The 23,175-nt window shown below is 59.8% G+C and carries 25 protein-coding genes and 1 other annotated feature; of the genes, 6 read left to right on the top strand and 19 right to left on the bottom strand.

The features are described 5' to 3' along the window. Positions 1-108 precede the first annotated feature (108 nt). Positions 109-1,428: a glycosyltransferase gene (locus KCG39_RS09320; RefSeq protein WP_142468550.1), complete on the top strand. Its 1,320-nt coding sequence runs from the start codon at positions 109-111 to the stop codon at positions 1,426-1,428. An 83-nt stretch (positions 1,429-1,511) separates the two neighbouring features. Here KCG39_RS09320 and hisIE read toward each other — a convergent pair whose 3' ends face one another. The 9 genes from hisIE to hisL form a co-directional block, all read right to left on the bottom strand. After that, positions 1,512-2,111, bottom strand: a complete 600-nt coding sequence (hisIE, locus tag KCG39_RS09315) for a bifunctional phosphoribosyl-AMP cyclohydrolase/phosphoribosyl-ATP diphosphatase HisIE (RefSeq protein WP_004122447.1) — start codon at positions 2,109-2,111, stop codon at positions 1,512-1,514. After that, on the bottom strand, positions 2,105-2,881 hold the full coding sequence (hisF, locus tag KCG39_RS09310; RefSeq protein WP_142446877.1) for an imidazole glycerol phosphate synthase subunit HisF: 777 nt from the start codon (positions 2,879-2,881) through the stop codon (positions 2,105-2,107). Before hisF ends, hisIE begins: the two co-directional genes overlap by 7 nt. Next, on the bottom strand, positions 2,863-3,600 hold the full coding sequence (gene hisA, locus KCG39_RS09305; protein WP_004122442.1) for a 1-(5-phosphoribosyl)-5-[(5-phosphoribosylamino)methylideneamino]imidazole-4-carboxamide isomerase: 738 nt from the start codon (positions 3,598-3,600) through the stop codon (positions 2,863-2,865). The genes hisF and hisA overlap by 19 nt, the downstream gene beginning before the upstream one ends. Next, a complete protein-coding gene (gene hisH / locus KCG39_RS09300; RefSeq protein WP_004122439.1) occupies positions 3,600-4,190 on the bottom strand; it encodes an imidazole glycerol phosphate synthase subunit HisH in 591 nt (196 codons plus the stop codon). The genes hisA and hisH overlap by 1 nt, the downstream gene beginning before the upstream one ends. Further along, positions 4,190-5,257 (bottom strand): bifunctional histidinol-phosphatase/imidazoleglycerol-phosphate dehydratase HisB, encoded by a 1,068-nt coding sequence (hisB, locus tag KCG39_RS09295; protein WP_004122437.1) that lies wholly within the window; start codon positions 5,255-5,257, stop codon positions 4,190-4,192. Before hisB ends, hisH begins: the two co-directional genes overlap by 1 nt. Continuing rightward, positions 5,254-6,315, bottom strand: a complete 1,062-nt coding sequence (hisC, locus tag KCG39_RS09290) for a histidinol-phosphate transaminase (protein ID WP_004122434.1) — start codon at positions 6,313-6,315, stop codon at positions 5,254-5,256. Before hisC ends, hisB begins: the two co-directional genes overlap by 4 nt. Then, on the bottom strand, positions 6,312-7,616 hold the full coding sequence (gene hisD / locus KCG39_RS09285; RefSeq protein WP_004122432.1) for a histidinol dehydrogenase: 1,305 nt from the start codon (positions 7,614-7,616) through the stop codon (positions 6,312-6,314). Before hisD ends, hisC begins: the two co-directional genes overlap by 4 nt. A gap of 39 nt (positions 7,617-7,655) precedes the next feature. Beyond that, positions 7,656-8,555: an ATP phosphoribosyltransferase gene (gene hisG, locus KCG39_RS09280; RefSeq protein ID WP_004122431.1), complete on the bottom strand. Its 900-nt coding sequence runs from the start codon at positions 8,553-8,555 to the stop codon at positions 7,656-7,658. A 47-nt stretch (positions 8,556-8,602) separates the two neighbouring features. Beyond that, positions 8,603-8,725, bottom strand: a sequence feature (His leader region). Beyond that, entirely contained in the window at positions 8,701-8,751 is a 51-nt protein-coding gene (hisL, locus tag KCG39_RS09275) for a his operon leader peptide (RefSeq protein ID WP_009654477.1), read from the bottom strand. (Overlaps the previous feature by 25 nt.) Positions 8,752-8,926: 175 nt before the next feature. Here hisL and KCG39_RS09270 point away from each other — a divergent pair, with 175 nt between their 5' ends. From KCG39_RS09270 to KCG39_RS09255, 4 genes are all read left to right on the top strand, one after another. Beyond that, a complete protein-coding gene (locus KCG39_RS09270; RefSeq protein WP_004122430.1) occupies positions 8,927-9,751 on the top strand; it encodes an SDR family oxidoreductase in 825 nt (274 codons plus the stop codon). A 37-nt stretch (positions 9,752-9,788) separates the two neighbouring features. After that, positions 9,789-10,679: a LysR family transcriptional regulator gene (locus KCG39_RS09265; RefSeq protein ID WP_123829121.1), complete on the top strand. Its 891-nt coding sequence runs from the start codon at positions 9,789-9,791 to the stop codon at positions 10,677-10,679. A gap of 235 nt (positions 10,680-10,914) precedes the next feature. Next, the gene (gene yoeI / locus KCG39_RS28075; RefSeq protein ID WP_096335043.1) at positions 10,915-10,977 is read left to right on the top strand and encodes a membrane protein YoeI; all 63 of its coding nucleotides are present in this window, start codon (positions 10,915-10,917) and stop codon (positions 10,975-10,977) included. Next, complete coding sequence (locus tag KCG39_RS09255; protein WP_004122426.1) at positions 10,967-12,325, top strand: APC family permease; 1,359 nt, start codon at positions 10,967-10,969, stop codon at positions 12,323-12,325. Before yoeI ends, KCG39_RS09255 begins: the two co-directional genes overlap by 11 nt. 73 nt (positions 12,326-12,398) lie before the next feature. Here the strand turns inward: KCG39_RS09255 and KCG39_RS09250 are convergent, their stop codons facing one another. The 4 genes from KCG39_RS09250 to nifL all read right to left on the bottom strand — a co-directional run bounded on the left by KCG39_RS09250 (position 12,399) and on the right by nifL (position 17,531). Continuing rightward, a complete protein-coding gene (locus tag KCG39_RS09250) occupies positions 12,399-12,902 on the bottom strand; it encodes a nitrogen fixation protein NifQ (protein WP_004122425.1) in 504 nt (167 codons plus the stop codon). Then, positions 12,902-14,308 (bottom strand): nitrogenase cofactor biosynthesis protein NifB, encoded by a 1,407-nt coding sequence (nifB, locus tag KCG39_RS09245; RefSeq protein ID WP_142468551.1) that lies wholly within the window; start codon positions 14,306-14,308, stop codon positions 12,902-12,904. Before nifB ends, KCG39_RS09250 begins: the two co-directional genes overlap by 1 nt. Before the next feature lie 164 nt (positions 14,309-14,472). Continuing rightward, on the bottom strand, positions 14,473-16,047 hold the full coding sequence (gene nifA, locus KCG39_RS09240; protein ID WP_004122422.1) for a nif-specific transcriptional activator NifA: 1,575 nt from the start codon (positions 16,045-16,047) through the stop codon (positions 14,473-14,475). Next, on the bottom strand, positions 16,044-17,531 hold the full coding sequence (gene nifL / locus KCG39_RS09235) for a nitrogen fixation negative regulator NifL (protein WP_112167175.1): 1,488 nt from the start codon (positions 17,529-17,531) through the stop codon (positions 16,044-16,046). The genes nifA and nifL overlap by 4 nt, the downstream gene beginning before the upstream one ends. Before the next feature lie 321 nt (positions 17,532-17,852). Between nifL and KCG39_RS09230 the strand changes: the two genes are divergently transcribed. Then, complete coding sequence (locus tag KCG39_RS09230; RefSeq protein WP_004122417.1) at positions 17,853-18,383, top strand: flavodoxin; 531 nt, start codon at positions 17,853-17,855, stop codon at positions 18,381-18,383. Between the two features lie 23 nt (positions 18,384-18,406). Here the strand turns inward: KCG39_RS09230 and nifM are convergent, their stop codons facing one another. From nifM to nifU, 6 genes are read right to left on the bottom strand one after another with little or no spacing between them, the layout of a single operon-like run. Continuing rightward, positions 18,407-19,207 (bottom strand): nitrogen fixation protein NifM, encoded by an 801-nt coding sequence (gene nifM / locus KCG39_RS09225; RefSeq protein WP_004122413.1) that lies wholly within the window; start codon positions 19,205-19,207, stop codon positions 18,407-18,409. Continuing rightward, on the bottom strand, positions 19,204-19,650 hold the full coding sequence (locus tag KCG39_RS09220; RefSeq protein ID WP_087828818.1) for a nitrogen fixation protein NifZ: 447 nt from the start codon (positions 19,648-19,650) through the stop codon (positions 19,204-19,206). Before KCG39_RS09220 ends, nifM begins: the two co-directional genes overlap by 4 nt. After that, positions 19,647-19,907, bottom strand: coding sequence for a nitrogenase-stabilizing/protective protein NifW (locus KCG39_RS09215; RefSeq protein WP_004122407.1), 261 nt, complete (start codon positions 19,905-19,907; stop codon positions 19,647-19,649). The genes KCG39_RS09220 and KCG39_RS09215 overlap by 4 nt, the downstream gene beginning before the upstream one ends. Beyond that, positions 19,907-21,049 (bottom strand): homocitrate synthase, encoded by a 1,143-nt coding sequence (gene nifV, locus KCG39_RS09210; RefSeq protein ID WP_139529788.1) that lies wholly within the window; start codon positions 21,047-21,049, stop codon positions 19,907-19,909. The genes KCG39_RS09215 and nifV overlap by 1 nt, the downstream gene beginning before the upstream one ends. Positions 21,050-21,063: 14 nt before the next feature. Then, positions 21,064-22,266 carry a cysteine desulfurase NifS gene (gene nifS / locus KCG39_RS09205; RefSeq protein WP_142468552.1) on the bottom strand — a complete coding sequence of 401 codons (1,203 nt, stop codon included), beginning with the start codon at positions 22,264-22,266 and terminating at the stop codon, positions 21,064-21,066. 30 nt (positions 22,267-22,296) lie between these two features. Further along, the gene (gene nifU / locus KCG39_RS09200; RefSeq protein WP_004122401.1) at positions 22,297-23,121 is read right to left on the bottom strand and encodes a Fe-S cluster assembly protein NifU; all 825 of its coding nucleotides are present in this window, start codon (positions 23,119-23,121) and stop codon (positions 22,297-22,299) included. Positions 23,122-23,175: the final 54 nt, after the last annotated feature.

The following is a 23,175-nucleotide window of genomic DNA, read 5'->3' as shown; positions in this document are numbered from 1 at the left end:
CATGTAAATCAAACACCTCCGAAGCGTTACATTTATTCAATGTAACTGCTCTGCAAACGCATTATTTACGTTTAATGATTGCGTGCCTCTTATTTTGAAGGTGATTGAATGTCTGATGAATCAAGTAACGTTGTTGTTTCCGTTATCATCCCCGTTCATAATGCCGCGGAGTATATTTCCGAAACGCTTAATACGGTATTAGCTCAGTCTTTAAAAGACATTGAGATTATCATTATTAACGATAACTCAACCGATAATACTCTGGGCATTGTCGCTACAATAGCCGATGAGGACTCACGAGTCCGGATTATCACCAACCCCAGCAACGTCGGCGGGGGTGAATCGCGAAATATCGGCTTACGTATAGCGACCGGCGAATACATCATTTTCCTCGATGATGATGATTATGCCGATAAAGAGATGTTAAAGAGAATGTCCGACCGGGCTACGGCCCTGCAAACGGATGTTGTTATCTGCCGATGCCAGTCAATCGATCTGCAAACCAATACTCATTCTCCCATGCCTATGTCCGCGCGTGAGGATTTACTACCTGAAAAAGAGGTCTTCTCTTCACAGGAAATTGCTGACGATTTTTTCCGGGCCTTTATATGGTGGCCGTGGGATAAGCTCTTCAGACGCGAAGCTATTTTGGCATTGGGTCTGGAGTTTCAACCGCTGAGAACTACAAACGACCTGTACTTTGTGAGTAGTTTCATGCTGTTGGCAAACCGTATCTCGCTGTTGGATGAGATCTTAATCTCTCATACGATCAACCGCGCGAAGTCGCTTTCTTCCACCAGGGCAACCTCATGGCACTGCGCGCTGGAGGCATTGACTTCGCTACGTTCGTTTATGAAAGCGCATGATTTACTGGCGTCCAGAAGTCGGGATTTTAATAATTACGCCGTTGTTTTTCTGGAGTGGAACTTAAATACGATCTCGGGCCCTTCCTTTAACCTGCTCTTCAACGATGTGAAGTCGTTCATCTTATCTTTAGAAATCGATCGTGATGACTTTTATGATGACTTTATCAAAGCTGCGCATGGCCGGATCGTTAATCAGTCAGCGGAAGAGTATATTTTTTCTCTGAAAGACAGAGTGTTGCGCGAGCTTGAACATGCACATATGTTGAATTCAACGCTGCAGGAAGAAATCACTTCGCTTAAACAGTCGACTGTATCTCAGCGAAGTGAAATTGATGTCCTGAAGACGCAGGTTAACGATAAAACCAGGATTATCCACGAGCTCGAACAGCGGAATACGCGTATAGAGGGCGAGTATCAAACTCAACAACAGAAATTGCTCAGCATCGAAAATGCTTACCAGGAGCTGACTCAGCGCTATACCGATTTGGTTTCATCTTTGTCATGGAAAATGACGAAACCATTTAGGATAGTCAAAGCGATAACCGCACGAAAAAAGTCATGACGACGATAAACAGGTGATATCAACCAGCGCGCTGGCGAGGGTTATATTGCAAGGGAGGCGTTATGCCGCCTCCCTTTGATGACTTACTTATGCCTGCTCCGCAGGTTTTCCACCACATCCGTCAAATTCAGCCCCTGATCCTGCAGCAGCACCAGCAGGTGATACATCAAATCCGACGCCTCATTCTTCAGCTCGAACTGGTCATGCACCGTTGCGGCCAGCGCGGTCTCCACGCCTTCTTCTCCCACCTTCTGCGCAATACGCTTGGTTCCGCTGGCGTAAAGCTTCGCGGTATACGAACTCTCCGGGTCGGCGTGCTTACGTTCCGCCAGCAGCTGCTCCAGCTGATATAAGAACAGCCACTGATGGCCGGTTTCGCCAAAACAGCTTGAGGTGCCTTTATGGCAGGTTGGGCCAATCGGATTGACCAGCGCCAGCAGGGTATCGTTATCGCAATCCGGGGTGATGCTCACCACGTTAAGGAAATTGCCTGACGTTTCCCCCTTGGTCCACAGACGCTGTTTGGTCCGCGAATAAAAGGTCACTTTGCCGGTTTCTTCGGTTTTCGCCAGCGCATCCTGATTCATATAGCCCAGCATCAGCACTTCACCAGAAACGGCGTGCTGCACGATGACCGGCATCAGACCGTCGGTTTTTTGCCAATCCAGCTGTTCACTTAACATACCCTAATCTCCACGCCCTGTGCTGCCAGGTACGTTTTCAGTTCACCAATGTTGATAATTTGCTTGTGGAACACCGAGGCGGCCAGCGCGCCGTCGACGTTAGCGTCGCGGAAGGCTTCCAGGAAGTGTTCCATGGTGCCCGCGCCGCCGGATGCAATCAGCGGCACGCGGCACACGGCGCGCACCTTGCGTAACTGCTCCAGATCGTAGCCGTTACGCACGCCATCCTGATTCATCATATTGAGGACGATCTCGCCGGCTCCGCGCTTTTGCACTTCCTGCACCCAGTCCAGGGTTTCCCACTGCGTCACCCGCGTCCGACTTTCATCGCCGGTATACTGGTTGACGTGATACTTGCCGCTCGCGGCGTCAAACCAGGTATCAATGCCCACCACAATACACTGCACGCCGAACCGATCGGCCAGGCGGGTAATCAGCGTGGGATCCGCCAGGGCAGGGGAGTTGATGGAGATTTTATCCGCGCCGAAGGAGAGGATTTGCGCCGCATCGTCCAGCGACTTAATACCGCCGGCGACGCAGAATGGAATGTCGATCACTTCCGCGACCCGCGACACCCAGCTTTTATCCACCACGCGGCCGTCGCTGGAGGCGGTGATATCGTAGAACACCAGCTCATCCGCGCCTTCGTCGGCATAGCGTTTAGCCAGCGGGACGATATCGCCGATGATTTCGTGATTACGGAACTGCACGCCTTTCACTACCTGGCCGTCGCGAACGTCAAGACAGGGGATTATCCGTTTTGCCAGCATTGAATGGCCTCCGTTACGTTGAATTTACCTTCCAGCAGCGCCCGGCCGACAATTACCCCGCGCACTCCGGTTCCGCGCAGCGCGGCGATATCATGCAGATCGCCAATGCCGCCGGAGGACTGAAACGCGACCTGCGGATAGCGGGCGCAGACTTCTTCATACAGTGAGACGTTAGACCCGGCCAGCGTCCCGTCGCGGGAAATATCGGTACACAGCACGTGCTGCAGGCCGACGGACTGATAGCTCTCCACCAGTTCTTCCAGGGTTACGCCGGAGTTCTCCTGCCAGCCGCTGACCGCCACCTGCTTGCGGCCTTCCGCGTCGATCCGTACGTCAAGCGCCAGCACCAGATGCTGCGGGCCAAAACGTGTAAACCAGCCTTTCACCACTTCCGGCGACTTCACCGCCGTCGAACCCACCACCACGCGCGCCACGCCCGCTTCAAGCAGGGCGGCCACGTCTTCTTCCGTCCGCACGCCGCCGCCAACCTGCACCGGCACATTGACGCCGGCAACCAGGGTTTTTAGCAGCGGGATTTGACGCTTAGCTGGATCTTTCGCCCCGGTCAGGTCGACCAGGTGCAGCACTTCGGCCCCTTGGGCGGCATAGGATTGCAGGCGCGGCAGCGGGTCGTTGCCGTAGTCGCGCTGCTGGCCGTAATCGCCCTGATGGAGACGGACGACCGTACCGTCAATTAAATCTAAAGCAGGAATGATCATCACATCTCCAGGAAGTTTTTCAGCAGCTGCGCCCCGGCGCTACCGGAGCGTTCAGGGTGGAACTGGACGCCAAAAAAGTTATCTTTCTGCACCGCCGCGGTGAAGGCCTCGCCGTAGCTGCACTGGGCGATGGTATTGACGTTGACCGGCATCGCGTAGCTGTGGACGAAGTAAAAATACGCCCCGTCTTCAATGCCGCGAAACAGACGATCGCCCGCTTTGGCATACACCTGGTTCCAGCCCATATGCGGCAGTGGCAGGCCGTGGTCGGTCATTTTCGGCACGTCCTGCTCGATAATGCCCAGCAGGTCGACGCCGTTGTTCTCTTCGCTGCGTTTTCCCAGCAGCTGCATGCCGAGGCAAATGCCCAGCACCGGCTGGGTACAGGCTTTAATCAGTTCGATTAACTCGCGCTCGCGCAGCTGGTCCATCGCCGCCTGCGCCGTCCCCACCCCCGGCAGAAACAGCTTATCGGCGCGCAGCACCACATCCGGGTCGCGGCTGACCTGCGGCTCATAGCCGTGGCGGCTCACCGCGGATTTCACCGAATTGAGGTTGGCGCAGCCGGTATCGAGGATCACCACGTTCATCAGAGTACCCCTTTCGAAGACGGCAGCGTGTCGCCCTGGACGCGAATCGCCTGGCGTAGCGTGCGGCCGAAGGCCTTAAACAGGCTCTCTACGCGGTGGTGGTCGTTTTTGCCCTTGGTTTTCAGGTGCAGAGTGACCGCCATGGTATAGGAGAGCGAGCGGAAGAAGTGTTCCACCATTTCGGTGCTCAGATCGCCAACGCGCTGATAGGTAAAGTCGGCTTTATATTCGAGGTGCGGGCGGCCGGAGATATCCAGCGCGCAGCGGGCCAGACATTCGTCCATCGGCAGCACAAAGCCGAAACGGCCAATGCCGCGCTTATCGCCGAGCGCCAGCTTCAGCGCTTCGCCGAGCGCCAGCCCGGTATCTTCCACGGTGTGGTGATCGTCGATATACAGATCGCCACCAACGTTAACCTCCAGGCGGAAGCCGCCGTGGGTAGCGATTTGGTCCAGCATATGATCGAAGAAGCCGACGCCGGTGGAGATTTTGCTGCCGCCTTCGCGGTCCAGCCACACTTTCACATCCACCTGGGTCTCTTTGGTGATGCGCTCAACGTGGGCGTAGCGGTCGCGGCGGGTTAGCTGTTCGCAAATGGTCGGCCAGTCCAGCTTTTCGCGGTCATAGCGCAGGCCGGTAATGCCCATGTTATCCGCCAGCTGAATGTCGGTCGCACGGTCGCCAATCACGTAGCTGTGGGCGGTGTCCATCACCCCTTGTTCCAGCCACGGCAGCACCAGTCTGGTTTTCGGCTTGCGGCAGTCGCAGTTATCCGCCGGGAGATGCGGGCAAATCAGCACTTCGTCAAAGTTGACGCCCTGGGAGGCGAATATTTGCATCATCAGGTTGTGCGGGCCGTCGAACTCGTCCTGCGGCAGGCTGGCGGTTCCCAACCCATCCTGGTTGGTGATCATCACCAGCTTGTACCCTTCCTGCTGCAGCTTGAGCAGGGCCGGGATCACCTGCGGCTCAAAGGCCAGCTTATCGAAGCGATCTACCTGAAAATCAACCGGTGGCTCGGAAATCAGCGTACCGTCACGGTCAATAAAGAGAAACTTCTGGGTCATACATTCTCCGCAGTCAAAGCGTCAATGACGCGCTGGCTCTCTGCACGGGTACCGATAGTGATACGCAAACAGCCGCTTAATGAAGGTTGTTTATTCTGGTCACGTAAGATAATGCCCTGATCCCACAAAGATTTAAACACCGCGCTGGAGGCGGTGATCCGCGCCAGAACGTAGTTGCTCTCGGAGTCGAACACCTCTTCAACGCAGGCGATGCCGCGCAGCTGGCTCACCAGATAATCGCGTTCGGCGAGGATCTGCGCCACGCGCGCCCGCATGGCGGCAAGGCCTTCCGCGCTGAGCGCCTGGGCGGCGATATCGGCCACCGGCGTGGAGAGCGGATAAGGCGCGATAACCTTCATCAGCACGTTAATCACCTCGGCGTTGGCGAGGGTAAAACCGCAGCGCAGTCCGGCCAGGGCGAAGGCCTTGGAGAGGGTACGCAGAATCACCAGGTGCGGATACTCGTTCAGCCAGGCCGCCAGCGTGGCCTGCGGGCAGAATTCGATATAGGCTTCATCCGCGACCACGATGGCTTTACCGCGCGTCATCTCCAGCAGGGTGCGAAAATCTTTCGGGTTGATAATCTGCCCGGTCGGGTTATTCGGGCTGCAGACGAAAACCACTTTCACGCCGTCGAGATTAGCCGCGATGCCCGGCAGATCTAACTGCCAGTCGGCGAGCGTCGGCACCGTACGGCAGGTCACGCCGATAGTTTCGGCGCTGACGCTGTACATGCCGTAGGTCGGTGGGCAATAGAGCACCGCGTCCTGGCCCGGCTCGCAGAACGCGCGGATCAGCAGTTCAATGCCTTCGTCGGCGCCGCGACTGACCAGCACCTGCTCCGGCTTGACGCCCGCATACTGTGCGTAGCGTTCAATGACCGCTTTCGGCTGCGGTTCCGGGTAACGGTTCATCGTCTGCTCGGTCAGTTGGAACTCTACCGCGGTAGGGAATTCGTTGGCGTTCAGCCAGACGTCGCCTTTACCCCCCAAACGGCGAGCTGATTGATACGGCGTCAGCGCGCGGACGTTGGCGCGGGCTAAATCTTCAATGCTCATGCTTGCTCCTTAAGGGCTGCGACGCGCAGCGTAACGGCGTTTTTGTGGGCGTCCAGGCGCTCGGCGGCGGCCAGAATTTCAATCGTTGATGCGAGGGCGGCAAACCCGTCACGCGACAGCTCCTGCACGGTCATACGTTTCTGGAAATCCGCCAGGCCGAGGCTGGAGCAGGTCGCGGTGTAGCCGTAGGTCGGCAACACGTGGTTGGTGCCGGAGGCGTAATCGCCGGCGGATTCCGGCGACCAGTCGCCGAGGAATACCGAACCGGCGCTGGTGATACCGTCTACCAGCTCGCGGGCGTTACGGGTCTGAATAATCAGGTGCTCCGGGCCGTACTGGTTGGAAATCGCCACGCACTGGGCGATATCGCGCGCCACGATGATGCGGCTGGCGGAGAGCGCCCCGCGGGCGGTTTCCGCCCGGGACAGCGCGGCCAGCTGGCGCTCAACGGCTTGCGCGACGCGGGTGGCCATATCGCTATCCGGCGTCAGCAGGATCACCTGCGAATCCGGGCCGTGCTCGGCCTGGGAAAGCAGGTCGGACGCGACGAAATCCGGGGTGGCGCCGCTGTCGGCGATCACCAGCACTTCCGACGGTCCGGCGGGCATATCGATAGCCGCACCGTCAAGACGCTGGCTCACCTGGCGCTTGGCTTCGGTCACGAAGGCGTTGCCCGGGCCAAAGATTTTATCGACCTTCGCCACCGATTCGGTGCCGAACGCCAGGGCGGCAATCGCCTGCGCGCCGCCGACGTTAAAGATATTGCGCACGCCGCACAGCTGGGCGGCATAGAGGATTTCATCAGCAATCGGCGGCGGCGAGCACAGCACCACCTGCTGGCAGCCGGCGATGCGTGCTGGCGTTGCGAGCATCAGCACCGTTGAGAACAGCGGCGCCGAGCCGCCGGGAATATATAAGCCGACGGAGGCGATAGGGCGGGTCACCTGCTGGCAGCGCACGCCCGGCAGGGTTTCAACATCCACGGCCTGCAGCTGCTGCGCGTTGTGGAAGGTTTCGATATTTTTGACCGCTACGGCCATCGCCTGCTTGAGCTCGTCGCTCAGGCGCGCGCCGGCGGCGGCAATCTCTTCGTCGCTGACCTTCAACGCCTTGACGTCGGTTTTGTCGAACTTCGCGCTATATTCACGCAGAGCCGCATCGCCATTGTCTTTGACGTTATTGAGGATCTCCGACACCGTCTTGCTGATGCTCTCGGAGGCGGAAATGGCCGGGCGCATTAAGAGTTGTTGCTGTTGTTCAGCGCTACAGCCGTTCCAGTCGATAATTGTGTTGAAGCTCATGGTTGATTCCCCTGTTTATCCCGTGACCGACCCGCCGGATTACTCCATCATCTTCTCAATCGGCAGGACCAGAATGGAGCTGGCGCCCAGCGCTTTCAGTTTTTCCATGGTTTCCCAGAACAGGGTTTCGCTGCTCACCATGTGCATTGCCACGCGCTGCTTGTCGCCGGCCAGCGGCAGAATGGTCGGGCGCTCGGCGCCAGGCAGCAGGGCGATCACTTCTTCCAGGCGTTCGGTCGGCGCGTGCATCATGATGTATTTTGATTCGCGGGCCTGAATCACCCCCTGAATACGGGTCAGCAGGCGGTCGATCAGCTGCTGTTTGCTATCGGCCATCTCGCCGTCGCGCTGGATCAGGCAGGCTTTGGAGCGGAACATCACTTCCACTTCGCGCAGGCCGTTCGCTTCCAGAGTCGCCCCGGTTGAGACCAGGTCGCAAATCGCGTCGGCCAGACCGGCGCGCGGGGCCACTTCAACCGAGCCGTTCAGCAGGCAGGATTTGAACGAGATGCCTTTCTGGTCAAGGTAGCGCTTCAGCAGATGCGGGTAGGAGGTGGCGATGCGTTTGCCGTCCAGTGCCGCCGGGCCGTCCCAGGGTTCATCCGCCGGGGTCGCCAGCGACAGGCGGCAGCCGCCGAAGTCGAGACGACGCAGGGTGAAGTAGCGCGGGTCTTCGCCCTGAGCGCGGCGGCTCAGCAGCTCTTCCTCCAGCACGTTTTCGCCGATAATCCCCAAATCGACCACGCCGTCCATGATAAGGCCCGGAATATCGTCATCACGCACGCGCAGAATATCGATGGGCATATTTTCCGCCAGCGCGATCAGGCGCTGGGTGTGGAGATTCACTTTGATGCCGCAGCGGCTGAGTAATTCGCGTGAATCTTCGCTTAAACGCCCTGATTTCTGAATAGCTATGCGTAAACGGCTGTTGTCTAACATTCTTATTTTCCTCTGTAACCCTGTCTGAATCTGTCCGAATTCGGTCCAAAAAAAAGCCCCCGGAAGCGAATCTTCCGGGGGCTCTCTTTGCGTTCATGCACCACTGGAAGATCCAAACGTCTTCCAGCACACATCGCCTGAAAGACTAGTCAGGATGATGGTGATGATGGTGGTTTTTAAATTGAACGCTGTTCATAAAATTCTCTGTGAATGACTATGCATTTGATGCCTTTTAACCTAAACCACTTTACTCGCATAAAGCAAGGGCTTTTTTCTATCATTAATTCATTTCATATTGACCGAAGAAATTGTCAGTTGCCGCCAGCTGGCGTAGCCTTAAGTCAGCACAGCGAAAAGTCAGGAGCAAGGGGATGAAAAAGGTCGCGATTGTAGGTTTAGGATGGCTGGGTATGCCGCTTGCGCTGTCGTTGATGTCGCGGGGATGGCAGGTGACCGGCAGTAAGACCACGCAGGATGGCGTGGAGGCGGCGCGGATGTGCGGCATCGACAGCTATCCGCTGCGACTGGAGCCGCAGCTGGTCTGCGACACCGAGGATCTGGATGCCTTAATGAACGTCGACGCGCTGGTGATTACTTTACCGGCTCGGCGGACCGGTCCCGGAGAGGAGTTTTACCTTCAGGCGGTACAGGAAATCGTTGATACCGCGCTGGCGCATCACGTGCCGCGCATCATATTCACCAGCTCAACGTCGGTTTACGGCAACGCCAGCGGCACGCTGAAAGAGAACTCCCCCCTTAATCCGCAAACCGCCAGCGGACGGGTGCTGAAAGAGCTGGAGGACTGGCTGCATAACCTTCCAGGCACCTCGGTGGACATTCTGCGCCTCGCCGGGCTGGTGGGGCCGTCCCGTCATCCGGGGCGCTTCTTTGCCGGGAAATCCGCGCCGGACGGCCAGCACGGCGTCAACCTGGTGCATCTCCAGGATGTGATCGCCGCGATCGAACTGTTATTGCAGGCTCCGAAAGGCGGGCGCATCTATAATATATGTGCGCCTAAGCATCCCGCGCGCGGCGTCTTTTATCCGCAGATGGCCCGCGAGCTTGGGCTTCCCGTCCCCGTATTCTCTGATAACCCGGAGAACGGTAGCGGCAAGATCGTGGATGGCAGCCGTATTTGCAACGAACTGGGGTTTGAGTATCAGTACCCCGATCCGCTGGTGATGCCGATGGAGTAATGCGCCAGCGGTGAATCGCGTACCGTAAGGGGGAGCGATGAAACCACTGCTGGATGTGCTCGTCATCCTTGATGCCCTCGATAAAGAGGGCAGCTTTGCCGCCGCCTCGGCGAAGCTCTATAAAACGCCCTCGGCGCTGAGCTATACCATTCATAAGCTGGAAAGCGATCTCAATATTCAACTTCTCGACCGCAGCGGCCACCGGGCGCGCTTTACCCGTACCGGGCAGATGCTGCTGGAAAAGGGGCGCGACGTGCTGCACACCGCCCGCGAACTGGAAAAGCAGGCCGTCAGGCTGCATCAGGGCTGGGAAAATACGCTGATACTCAACGTCGACGCCACCTTTCCGTTCCCGCTGCTGGCCCCGTCGATCGCGGCGTTTTATCGCCAGCATCACGCCACCCGCCTTGAATTCCGCCGCGATACCCCAGGCGCAAACTGGCAGATGCTGATGGAAGGGCGGGCGGATCTTCTGCTGGGCGTACTGGGCGACCCGCCGGCGCTCAGCGGCTGCGCCTCGATTCTGCTGGGAGAGGTGGCGCAGGCGTTTGTTGTTGCGCCCCAGCATCCGCTTGCGCAGATTGCCGGTCCGCTGGGATGGCGGACGCTGCGCCGCCATCGGGCGATTACCACCGACGGCGCGTGGCCGCAGGCCGAAGGCCAGGAGAGCCTGACGGTATTCGATCTTCCCGCCCAACTGATGCTGCTGTGCGCCGGACTGGGCTGGAGTTATTTACCGCTATTTCAGGTGCAGGCATTAATCGCCCGCGGCGAGCTACTCATAATAAAAACGACGGTCCCCGAACCGGTCAATCGCGCATGGATAGGCTGGAATGAAGACGTTTGCGGGCAGGCGGGAGAGTGGTGGCGAAAGGAGATATTAGCAAATAGTGCTATCCATCAGGTCTATAATACTAAAATCGTATGAATATTAATCTGTTAGAGAATCACCGGGATTATTAAGCCTTGTAACATCTTGTCATCGGGCCAGCAGTTGTTGCAAAATACGCGTCCTGAAAATCAGAAACTGGCCGACGCTTTTTTAAAGTGTCGGTTATTTTTTTGGTTGAAAGACACATCATTCAATACCAAGAGGCCGGGCTTCGTACCGGATAGATATTTACTAAAAACCGACAGTGGTTGTCGCTGAGGAATACAAAGAAATGGGGCAATTTTTTGCTTACGCGCTGGCGTTCACCGTAAAAGGGGATAACTATGTCGCATAACGCTACTCCAAAAACCTCTCGCGTGGAATTACGTAAAACGCTTACGTTAATTCCGGTTGTCATGATGGGCCTGGCCTATATGCAGCCGATGACGCTGTTCGATACGTTTGGTATCGTCTCTGGATTGACTGATGGTCACGTTGCGACGGCTTACGCCTTCGCGCTGATCGCCATTCTTTTCACGGCGCTGAGCTACGGTAAACTGGTTCGCCGTTTCCCGTCGGCGGGTTCCGCTTATACCTACGCGCAGAAATCCATTAGCCCGGCCGTTGGCTTTATGGTGGGCTGGTCATCGCTGCTGGACTACCTGTTCATGCCGATGATCAACATTCTGCTGGCCAAAATTTACTTTGAAGCGCTGGTGCCTTCTATTCCTTCGTGGATCTTCGTTGTCGCGCTGGTGGCCTTTATGACCATCTCCAACCTGCGCAGCATCAAGACCGTGGCGAACTTCAATACCCTGATCGTTATCCTGCAGATGGGCATCGTGGCGGTGATTGTTGGCCTGATTATCTACGGCGTTATGCACGGCGAAGGCGCGGGCACGCTGACCAGCACCCGTCCGTTCTGGTCTGAAGGCGCGCACGTGGTGCCGATGATTACCGGCGCGACCATCCTGTGCTTCTCGTTCCTCGGCTTCGACGGCATCTCTTCGCTGTCTGAAGAGACCAAAGACGCGGAGCGCGTGATCCCGAAGGCTATCTTCCTGACCGCGCTGATTGGCGGCCTGATCTTTATCGGCGCTTCCTACTTCCTGCAACTGTACTTCCCGGACATCTCGCGCTTTAAAGATCCGGACGCTTCGCAGCCTGAAATCATGCTGTACGTAGCGGGCAAAACCTTCCAGTGGGGCGTGCTGATTTTCTCCAGCGTTACCGTGCTGGCATCCGGCATGGCCGCGCATGCGGGCGTTTCCCGTCTGATGTACGTGATGGGCCGCGACGGCGTGTTCCCGACGCGTTTCTTCGGCTACGTGCATCCGAAATGGCGTACTCCGGCGTGGAACGTGCTGCTGGTTGGCGCGATTGCGCTGCTGGCGATTAAATTCGACCTCGTCACGGCGACAGCGTTGATTAACTTCGGCGCGCTGGTGGCGTTCACCTTCGTTAACCTGTCGGTGATCTCCCAGTTCTGGATCCGTGAAAAGCGCAACAAAACGCTGAAAGACCACTTCAACTATCTGATTCTGCCGGTGTGCGGCGCGCTGACCGTCGGCGCACTGTGGATCAACCTCGAAGAGAGCTCCATGGTTCTCGGCCTGATCTGGGGCGGTATTGGTCTGGTCTACCTGGCCTGCGTGACCAAAAGCTTCCGCAACCCGGTACCGCAGTACGAAGACGTCGCGTAATCACGTTTGATGATGTGAAAAGCCGGAGGGAAACCTCCGGCTTTTTTGTTTGCAGTCTCCCTTCGGGAAACGGCTACTCAAAACAGGCGCTGCGTTCCCAGCACTCGTCGCAACTTGGCGAACGGCAGATAACTTCTCCCTGCTGCAGCAAACAGCGCTGACGATAAAAGAACTTTTTCCAGCGCATATTGTGTTCGTTCATCACCACCAGCTGCGGAAAGCAGTCGCTCATCAGCAGGCGTAATTCGGCGCGCGACGCCAGACCAAGATCCTGCCAGAGATGGTTAAACGCCAGCGAAACCTCGGCGATAATCTGCGCCATCGGCCCGGCATCCTGCTGCATCCAGCCCGCCAGCCACGCGCCCAACTGCTGGCGCTCCTCTTCGCGGGTGGCGTTGAGCTCCGCCATCAGGCGGCGGCGGGTGAGCGTCTCGCCGTCGAGCGGCGTTTCAGCCTCGCCCAACCGCCGGCGCAGCGCCTGCCAGTCGCGCGGGCTAAGACCCATGCGCAGAGGAAAGCTGCCTTGACCCGCGTGATACAGCAGCCATAAGCGCCTCAACCAGTCGAGCGGCGGCATCAGGCGACCCCCTTATGCGGTAACGCGGCAGGCCAGCTCCCCCGACGCTGTTGCCACCACGCGGGCAGCACTTCGGAGACCGGCCGCCACGCGCCGTCAATGCACGGTTCAATGCCTTCCTGTTCCAGCTGTTGCCACGGCGTATGGCCGATACGTACGCAGAATACGGCTTTAACGTCCGCCAGCAGTTCGAGGATCGCCGCAAACCGGGCTGTGTTATCCTGCGGCTCGCAGTCATCGCGCCCCTGACAATATTTGGGCGTAAAGCGCTCGTTGACCAGCACCATGCCGGCGGCCGAGAGGCTGTAAATGTAGAACCGGTCGGCGTGGCCAAAGTGACAATCAATGACGTCCCCGCGGCTTGACGCCACGGCGACCAGGCAGGCGTCATCGGCTTCAGATTCGCCGCGGGTCGCAATGCTGGCGTGCAGCTGCGCGCGCTGGTGGAGGATTGGCAGCCAGGCCGGGAGGCTCTCTGGCGCCGGCAACTGGGTAAACTGCTGGCTGCGGTCTTCGCCGAGCATCCCGATGGCGTCGGCGCGACACTGGTGGCAGTGGGTCATCTGCGGCATCACTTCGCCGCACCGGCTGCGGGTGGCGGCGAGCATCTCGGCGTCCGGCTCCGGCTGGCCGTTGAGGCCAAATACCGTGCCGTGCTCCGGCCTGGCGATCAGCGGCATAATATTATGGATAAACGCGCCGCTGGCCCGCAGCGCGCGGCTCACGTCGGCCATGCCGCTATCGTTGATGCCGGGGATCAGCACTGAATTTATTTTCACCAGCACGCCTTTGGCGGTCAGCCTGCGTACGCCCTCAAGCTGACGGGCAATCAGGATCTCTCCCGCTTCGCGCCCGCTGTACCGTTCGCCGTCCAGCCATAGCCAGGCGTAGATTTGCGCGGCAATCTCCGCGTCGAGGGTGTTAATGGTGACCGTGACGTGGTCAACGCCGACATCCAGCAGGCGGTCCACCGCGTCAGGCAGCATCAGTCCGTTGGTCGACAGGCATAATTTCAGGTCCGGCAGCTGTTCGCGGATCATCTCCAGGGTACGAAAGGTGCGGGCGATATTGGCGAGCGGATCGCCGGGCCCGGCGATGCCCACCACCGAAAGCTGCGGGATCGCCTGCGCGACCTGACGCACTTTCACGACCGCCTGTTCAGGCGTCAGCAGCGTTGACGATACCCCGGGGCGGGACTCGTTGCTGCAATCGAATTTGCGGTTACAGTAGTTGCACTGCAAATTGCAGGCGGGCGCGACGGGCAGGTGCATCCGCGCGAAACGGTGATGCCCATTGCGAGAGTAGCAGGGGTGCGCGGCAGCTTTATCGGCCACAAGCGGCGTCAATGCGCTGTCATCTGCCGGGCGGCAGGCTTTGCCGCCAGAAAAAGAGGAGCAGGAAGTCATGGTCGTACCTTCGTGGTTGGGCGATACCTTCCTGCTGCAAATGCTGTACCAGAGGTCAATTTCGCAACCGCATGAAAAATAGACTCTTTAACCGGCAACCCGCGTCCCTGAATTGTCGCAATTCCGCCGCGCTGGCGACAATGTCCTGAAACTCACATAAGGCTTCACAGTCGCGGCATGGTGATATCCATAATCTGAATGCGATACGCCACCTGGCGCGGGGTCATGCCGAGCAGCCGCGCCGCTTTGGCCTGCACCCAGCCCGCTTTTTCCAGGGCGGCAATCAGCCGCTGGCGCTCGTCGAGGCTGTTATCAAGCCAGCCGTCCTCCGCCGGACCGCTGCTGGCGAGCGCTTTCGGCGGGTTATCGCGATGGTTGAACAGAATCACGTCCCGGTCTATCAGGCCGCTTTCCGACAGCACCGCCGAACGTTCGAGACAGTTTTCCAGTTCGCGCACGTTCCCCGGCCAGCTGTACTCCATCAGCAGGCGAATCGCCCCATCGCTGATGCGCAGCGTTCGCCCCTGGCTGTGGGCGATTTTTCGCACCAGAAAGTGCGCCAGCTCGGCGATATCCTCCTGGCGTTCGCGCAGCGGCGGCAGCGCGATAGGCATTACGTTCAGGCGGTAGTATAGATCCTCGCGAAAATGACCCAGCCGCACTTCCTCTTCCAGATGGCGGTTGGTCGCCGCAATAATGCGCACGTTGACGCGCAGGGTTTCGTCGCCGCCGACGCGCTCCATCTCCCCCTCTTGCAGAATACGCAGCAGCTTAGCCTGAAACGAGGCGCTGCTTTCGCCGATCTCATCGAGGAATAAGGTGCCGCCGTCCGCCAGCTCAAAGCGGCCTTTGCGCTGGCGCACCGCGCCGGTAAATGCGCCTTTCTCATGACCAAACAGCTCGCTCTCCAGCAGGTTGTCCGGCAGCGCCGCGCAGTTAAATTTGACGAACGCGGCGGCGGCGCGCGGAGAATTATGGTGGATGGCGTTGGCGATGAGCTCTTTCCCGGTGCCGCTCTCGCCGCGTACCAGCACCGTGGTATCCCAGCGGGAAACCTGACGAATAATATCCATAATTTGCCGCATCGCTGGGCTTTTACCGACCATATTCTCCAGGCCGAAACCGCGCGAAGAGGTACACGCCCGCGGGCGCTCTACTCTGGGGCTCTGCTGCGGCGGCTGCGCGGCGGAGGTCGGCAGGATCATCAGGCGAATCGTCTGGGCGATCAGATTGGCGACGGTTTCGAGAAAGCGCGTGCAGGCGGGCAGCCGCTCTTCCTGACGCGCCATCGGCTGCGCCGCCAGTACGCCGATGGGCCGGGAGTGGGGGCCCATCAGCGGAACGGCGATAAACGGCAGATCATAGTCGTACAGGCTCAGCCGATCGAGAAAACGCTGGTCGTCGGCGACGCGTGGCAGCACCAGCGACTGGCCCTGCGCCAGTACGGTACCGACTAATCCTTCCCCCGGCCGGTAGCGAATTTGCGTACTGCCGGGCAGCGTCTGGTTTTCCGTTTGCTGCAGCGCTTCGATGCTCAGGATCTCCTGCTGGCTGTCGTACAGGCAAATCATCCCGTGCTGCATAAACGCATCGTTATGTAGCACGCTCAGGACCTCCTGCAGGGTTTTGCTCGCTTCGGTGGCGCGGCTCAGCACCACGCTTATCCGCTGCATGGCGGTAAACTGCTGGGAGAGATCGAAACGTCTGACGGTGGTGTCCGAATCGGATTTATGGATCATTGCTCACCTCCGGTCAGGGTATTAAACAGCGGGAAACGCAGAACCAGGCTGGTGCCTCCCTGGGGTCGCGAAGCCAGTTCAATCGCGCCGCTGTGGTAGGCGACCAGCGTTTGGATCAGCCGCAGCTCCATCCCTTTGCCGGGAGAGTTTAAGGCATCCGGGGAGTGGGCGTAGCGCACCTGCAGCAGCGGGACATTGTCGTTGAGATAAAAAGAGAGCCAACCCTCGTCCTCTTCGGCGTAAAGTTCGATCTCCAGCGGTACGGAGGGCAGCTCGGCGGCGAGGGCCAGCGTCCGGTCGAGCCATAAACTCAAGCAGGCCAGCAGTTGGGTACGCTGGCCGAAGCCGACCAGATGCGGCGATGCCATGTCCACCTGCAGCCGCGCGCGATCGTCAAAGCGGGTGCGGTAAAGGGCGTACAGGTCGTCAAAAAAGGGCTGAAGCGGCCAGACGGCATTGCTTTCCAGCTCAAGCGAAGGACGGCAGCGCTGCAGGCGCGCCATGGCCTCTTCACCTTCGCGCCACGCCGCATCCAGCGCCACGTTGCCGCTGTCTTCGCCGTTCAGCCGGCGGGCCGCCGCCAGCATGTTGATTGGGCAATTAAGCTGAATCAGCGCCGCGTCCAGCGACTCGCGAATCGCGGCCAACAGCTTACCGGCGGTCATCTGCTGTTTCAGACGGTCGAGCCGGCCCTGTTCCTGCTGCTGGCGCTGCTGGGTGCAGTCGGCGATCACCACCAGCGTGCGCGCCGGGGCGCTGTCGACGAAGTAGCGGCTGGCTTCTTCACTCACGCCGGGCAGCGCCCAGCAGGTCACCGACAGCCAGCGGACCGCGCCGCGAACCACCACCGGCAGGATTTGCTCCGCGCCGGGCCCCATTTTGCGCGGTGAAACCTGGAGCTCGACCAGCAGCTCTTTCCCACCGCAGTCCGCGCAGAACGTTTTGTAGGCGAGATTATCCATCACCACCCGATCCTGCTCATCCACCACGACCACGGCGGCGGGGATGTTATTGAGCACCGCTTCCATTAGCGTCATATGATTGCGCAGCCGCTGTTCCAGGGTATAGCTGACGCTGATATCCCGCTGCATCGCCAGATAATGCTCCAGCTCGCCCTGCGGATTCAGCACCGGCGTGATATCGATATCCACCAGATACAGGCCGCCGTCACGGCGCTGATTAATCAGCTGACCGCGCCACGGCTGGCGCTGGAGCAGGGTTTGCCACATCTCCTGGTAGATCTCGCGCGGCGTCTGGCTGCTGGCCAGCAGACGCGGATTTTGATTGAGCAATTGCGCCAGCGAGTATCCAGTCTGGCGGCAAAACGCCGGGTTGGCGTAGATGATATTCGCCCGGGCATCGGTGAGGGAAATCGCTACCGAAGCCTGTTCGACCATTGTAAAAAACAGCCCCGGATGTTGTTGAGTCAGCGCACCGGCAATCGCCTCGGGTACGGCGTTATCGAGCATCATATTCAGGGTCATCGCAAACTCCTGTGTCGCAGTTATGACAATTTGTCCGACACCGTGACAGGGACGCCGCGGTGTTTTCCGAACGGTGATAACCATGCAAACCGTGCGCCCTTATCGGCGTAATAAGCAGAAACATTGATCCGGTAGGGGAAAAGCAGGCGCTTTTTGCATTTCAAGCGCCCCGCCAGCCCCGCTGCGTGCGGCGGGAGGGGGCTAAAGCGATCGTTTTGGGGCAAGGATGGGCCGCGGTAGTGCAAAGAAACCTGGCACAGCCTTCGCAATACCCCTGTGAGAACGCGTGTTTTCAACCCCCTTTTCTGACAGGAGCGCAACATGGCGAACATTGGTATTTTCTTTGGCACCGATACCGGTAAAACCCGCAAAATCGCGAAAATGATCCACAAGCAGCTGGGCGAGCTGGCGGATGCCCCGGTCAACATTAACCGCACGACGCTGGACGACTTTATGGCCTATCCGGTGCTGCTGCTGGGCACGCCGACGCTCGGCGACGGCCAGCTGCCGGGGCTGGAGGCCGGATGCGAAAGCGAATCATGGAGCGAATTTATCAGCGGCCTCGACGACGCCAGCCTGAAAGGAAAAACCGTGGCGCTGTTCGGCCTCGGCGATCAGAGAGGCTATCCGGACAACTTCGTCAGCGGGATGCGCCCGCTGTTCGATGCCCTGAGCGCGCGCGGCGCGCAGATGATTGGCAGCTGGCCAAATGAGGGTTATGAATTCAGCGCGTCCTCGGCGCTGGAAGGCGACCGCTTTGTTGGGCTGGTGCTGGATCAGGATAACCAGTTCGACCAGACCGAAGCGCGTCTGGCGAACTGGCTTGAGGAGATTAAACGCACCGTGCTGTAGGCGTTAACGGGTAGCCGCTGAGGCTACCCGCACAGTCCCGGCTGACGGGAGATCATCTGTTCCAGCCACTGGCGCTGATGGCGCTGCTGGCTCTGCTGCCAAAGATAATCGCGCGCGCTCTCCAGCGCCTGCTGCGGCTCCATGGGCGCGGCGGGGCGAATCGCTTCGCACCATAAAAGATGCCACCCCAGCTCGCTGGCGATGGGAAGGCTTAGCGCGTTTTCCGCCAGTGAAAACAGCGCGGTCTCGAGCTGCGGATAGAGCAGGCCGCGGCTAATCCAGCCTAAACGCCCCTCTTCCAGGGCGCTTGGGCAGTGGGAATGGCGGTGGGCCAGCGGAGCGAAAGCGTCCCGCGAGGCGTTGATTTGCCGGTACAGACCGAGGATCCGCTGGTGCACGGCTTCGCGGTCGCCATCGACCGTCAGCAGCAGGTGGCGGGTCAGACGCTGTTCCGGGCGCATAAACTGCGTCTGGTGGCGCAGATACCACGCCTGTACCGTGGAGAGATCCGGCTGCGGCGCCTGGCGGGCAATATCGGCGAAGGCGAGTTCCAGCCGGGCGTGATGGCGCACGATGGCAGCGCGTTCGGGCTGAGTAAAATCCCCCTCGTCGAGCCAGATGGTAAGGGAGGCGGCGATATTCTCCAGCAACGCCTCCGGAACATCGCCTTCAGGGACCCGCGCGACGATCGCTTGCTCCATATGGCACTGGCGTTGCCAGGCCTGTTCAAAAGCCGGCGTATCGGCCGGATCCAGGGCCGCCGGATCGCGATTCCAGCGGCTGCGCGCCAGCCGCTGCCGGGCAAAACGTTGCCATGGGTTCATTCTTCTCTCTCCTCTGCAAGGGCGATGGCCTGCGCCGGGACTCTGAACCAGCGGCCGCTAAAATCGACGGTGTAGCTATCGCCGAGCTCTCCCCGATCGGTAGCCTCAATGCGTCCCCGCTGGCCGGCGCTCACGACCACATCACCGTTGACCGCGAGCGCCATCTGGCAGGTCACGCTATCCCCGTATTGCAAGTTTCCTGCCAGCCACGGCTGGGTGATGGGGATCAGCTCCTGTTCGCGGCAGCCGATGATCCGATCGGTTTCCGGAAAGTGGATCTGGTAGATAATCTGATCCTGCAAAAAAACGCCCCAGTCGCGGACAAAGCCGGTGCTGCCGCGCCTGACCAGCAGCGCGCCGGGCGCGAAGCCCGCCACGGTGCCGTCGTTACGAATCGCGCGTACGACGCGGACCTCTTCGCTAAAGGTGAATTTTGGTCTCATGTTCCGCTCTCCTGAAACTGTTGCTGATAGCTCTCCGCGAGCAGTCTTCGCGCCAGTAGCCAGGGCGCGCGGTCGTTATCCTCGAGCCGGTTTTGCAGCGGCACCTCCGCGCGGAGTTTGCGATGAAACGTTGCCAGCACCGGCAGGCTGCAGCGGCCAAGCAACTCGGGCTGATAGGGGACGGCGAAAAACTGAAAAAAAGATTCGGCGGAGCGAAGTTCGTCCACGCCGGGAATTTGATAAAACCACTCCATCATTACCCCCTCGCCCGCAGGGCGGATTCACCGCACAGCTCATCGTAGATAGCCACCAGCTCGTAATCTTTCGGGTTGCGCTTCCAGTTCTCGGCGAAGCGGCGGATGGCGGGCAGCAGCTGGTTAATCTGCGCGGCGTTGAGGTGATAGCCCATCTGGTCAAAAACGCCGTTGACCGCCTGACGCCCTGAGTGTTTGCCCAGCACCAGCCGGTAGCTGCGGCCCATCAGGGAAGGGGCGATGGACTGGTAGCTCTCGCTGTCGCGCAGCAGCGCCGCCACGTGGACACCTGACTCATGGGTAAACACCAGCTCGCCGACCAGCGGCTGCTGCGGGTCGATGGCGCGCTGGGCGGCTTCCGCGACCCTCTGACAAAGCGCGGGCAGCGCCGAAAAATGCACGCCGGTCTCCACGCCCAGACAGCGTTCAAGGCCCAGCGCGACGGTTTCCAGCGCCGCGTTGCCCGCCCGCTCGCCGAGACCGAGCACCGTCGTATTCACGCTGGTGGCCCCGGCGCTTACCGCCGCCAGCGTATTGGCGGTCGCCATGCCCAGATCGTTATGGGCATGCATTTCGATCTCGCCGGACCAGACTTCGCGCAGGGCCGAGATTTGCGCCGCGGTGGTAAAAGGGTCGAGCAGGCCGACCGTATCGGCATAGCGCAGGCGGGCGGCGGCGCATTGCTGCGCGACCCCGGCGATAGCGCGCAGGGTCTGGCCGCTGGCCCGCGAGGCGTCCTCGCAGCCGATGCATACCTTCAGGCCGAGGCTATGCGCAAGATGGATAAACATCGCCAGCCGCTCCAGCAGCACCGCCAGCGGCTCGCGCAGTTTGTACTGCCGCAGCTTATCCGAAGCCGGAATCGAGATATCCACCCAGTCGATGCCCAGATCGGCGCTCTGGCGGATTTCCAGCGCGTTCATCCGACACCAGGTCATCAGGGTTGCGTCGGGCAACTGGCGACGCACCAGCTGGATCCGCGCGATCTCCTCGTCGCCCATCGCCGGGGTGCCGACCTCCATCGCCGTTATTCCTGCGGCGTAAAGCGCCTCGGCAATGGCGACCTTTTCGCTGGTGCGAAAGGCGACGCCGGGGCTCTGCTCGCCGTCGCGCAGGGTGGTATCGTTAATCAGCACGCGTTCCATCAGCCACCTCCGCCTTAGCCGTAAACCGGCGCGAATACGGCGTCCGCCGGGCGCGGCTTACCGTTCTGCCAGTAGGGCGACAGCGCGCGCAGCCGGTCGATAATCGGCGGCAGCGTGGCGACGACGTAATCGATCTCTTTCTCCCGGGTGTAGCGCGAGAGAGAAAAGCGGATGGTGCCGTGGGCGGCGGTATAGGGAATATTCATCGCCCGCATCACGTGGGAGGGTTCCAGCGAGCCTGAGGTGCAGGCGCTGCCGCTGGAGGCGGCGATCCCGGCCTGGTTTAACAGCAGCAGAATGGCTTCACCTTCAATAAACTCAAAGGCCAGATTCACCGTGCCGGGCACCCGCGGCTGGCCGCCGCCCATCACCATGACCGACGGTACGCTGGTCAGCAGGCGATGCTCCAGCCTGTCGCGCAATTGGCCGATATGCGTCATTCCCGGCAGATGGATATTCGCCAGCTCGCAGGCCGCGCCCATGCCGACGATTCCGCAGATATTTTCCGTTCCGGCTCGCCGGCCGTACTCCTGGTGACCGCCGCGCAGCAGTGGGCGAAAGCGCGTTCCCCGCCGCAGATAAAGACAGCCTACGCCTTTTGGTCCGTGGAACTTATGCGCCGAGCAGGAGAGCATATCGATGCGGGTCTTGCCCACGGCGATCGGTATTTTCCCGACCACCTGCACCGCATCGCAGTGAAACAGCGCCCCTTGTTCATGGGCCAGCTCCGCCATTTCGCCGATCGGGAAAAGCACCCCGGTTTCGTTATTCGCCCACATCACGCTGACGAGCGCCACGCGCGGGCTGAGCGCCGCGCGGAACTGCGCCATGTCCAGCGCCCCCTCGCTATCCACCGCGATGCGATGAATCCGATAGCCCTGGCGCTCCAGGTGCTCGCAGGCCGCCAGCGTCGCCGGATGTTCGACCGCGCTGGTGATGATTTCGCGACGCTCAGGCAGCAGGGCGATCGCCGAGGCGATGGCGGTGGCGGTGGCTTCGGTGGCGCAGGAGGTAAAGATGATCTCGCTGGGATACTCCGCGCCCAGCAGCGCCGCAGCCTGCTGATGCGCGCGTTCCAGGGCCGCCTGGGCCGGAATGCCAAAATCGTGTATCGACGAGGGGTTGCCGTAAAAATCGGTCAAAAAGGGCATCATCGCTTCCAGGACCATCGGGTCCAGACGGGTGGTGGCGTTGTTATCGAGATAAACCTGTTTCATCTTGTCCCCCTTGGGTCAGTTAACCGCGGCTCAGGCCGCTACCACTTCCATATAACAGCCGGTACGTTCCATCAGTTTTTGCTGCAGCCAGGCCAGGGTCATATCGGTCATCATGCAGCCGCTACAGCTGCCGGAGAGGCTGACGGTCACCTGGTGGTTGGCGACGCTGAGTAGCGCCATGTCGCCGCCGTCGGCCTGAATATGCGGGCGCAGTTCGGCGATGGTATCGACGACGCTCTGCCAGTGCGGATCTTTGCCGCTGGCCACGGCTGGCGTCGTCTGCGGCTGCTGGGCGAGGATCTCCGCCAGCGCCAGCTCAATTTTTTCGTGGCAAGAGGTGCAGCCGCCGCCCGCTTTGGTGTAGTTGATCACCTCGGCAAGGGTGGTCAGCCCGTTGTTCTGTACTGCGCGGCGAATATGCCCTTCATCGACGCCGAAGCATTTGCAGATCAGCTTGCCTTCGTCGTGCTCCTCCTCAAGGCTTTCGCCGCGGAAGTTGGCGATGGCCGCGCGCAGGGCCTCCTGGCCCATCACCGAGCAGTGCATTTTCTCCGGCGGCAGTCCGTCGAGATAATCGGCAATCTGCTGATTGGTTATCTGCCCGGCTTCGGCGAGGGTATGGCCGATAATCAGCTCCGTCAGCGCGGAGGAGGAGGCGATGGCGCTGCCGCAGCCGAAGGTCTGGAAGCCCGCCTCCTCAATGATTTCGCTTTGCGGGTCGACGCGCAGCATCAGGCGCAGCGCGTCGCCGCAGCTTAACGAACCGACGTCGCCTACCGCGTTGGCGTTGTCCACCACGCGCGCGTTGCGGGGGTTAAAAAAATGGTCTTTCACTTTCTCGGAGTAATTCCACATGCTGTCAGCTCCAGGGATGAGGACGGAAAACGCCGGGGCGCGGTTCACCGCGAA

It is taken from the genome of Klebsiella pasteurii, from assembly GCF_018139045.1.
Lineage (GTDB): Bacteria > Pseudomonadota > Gammaproteobacteria > Enterobacterales > Enterobacteriaceae > Klebsiella > Klebsiella grimontii.
This window is presented reverse-complemented; position numbering and strand designations above follow the sequence as displayed.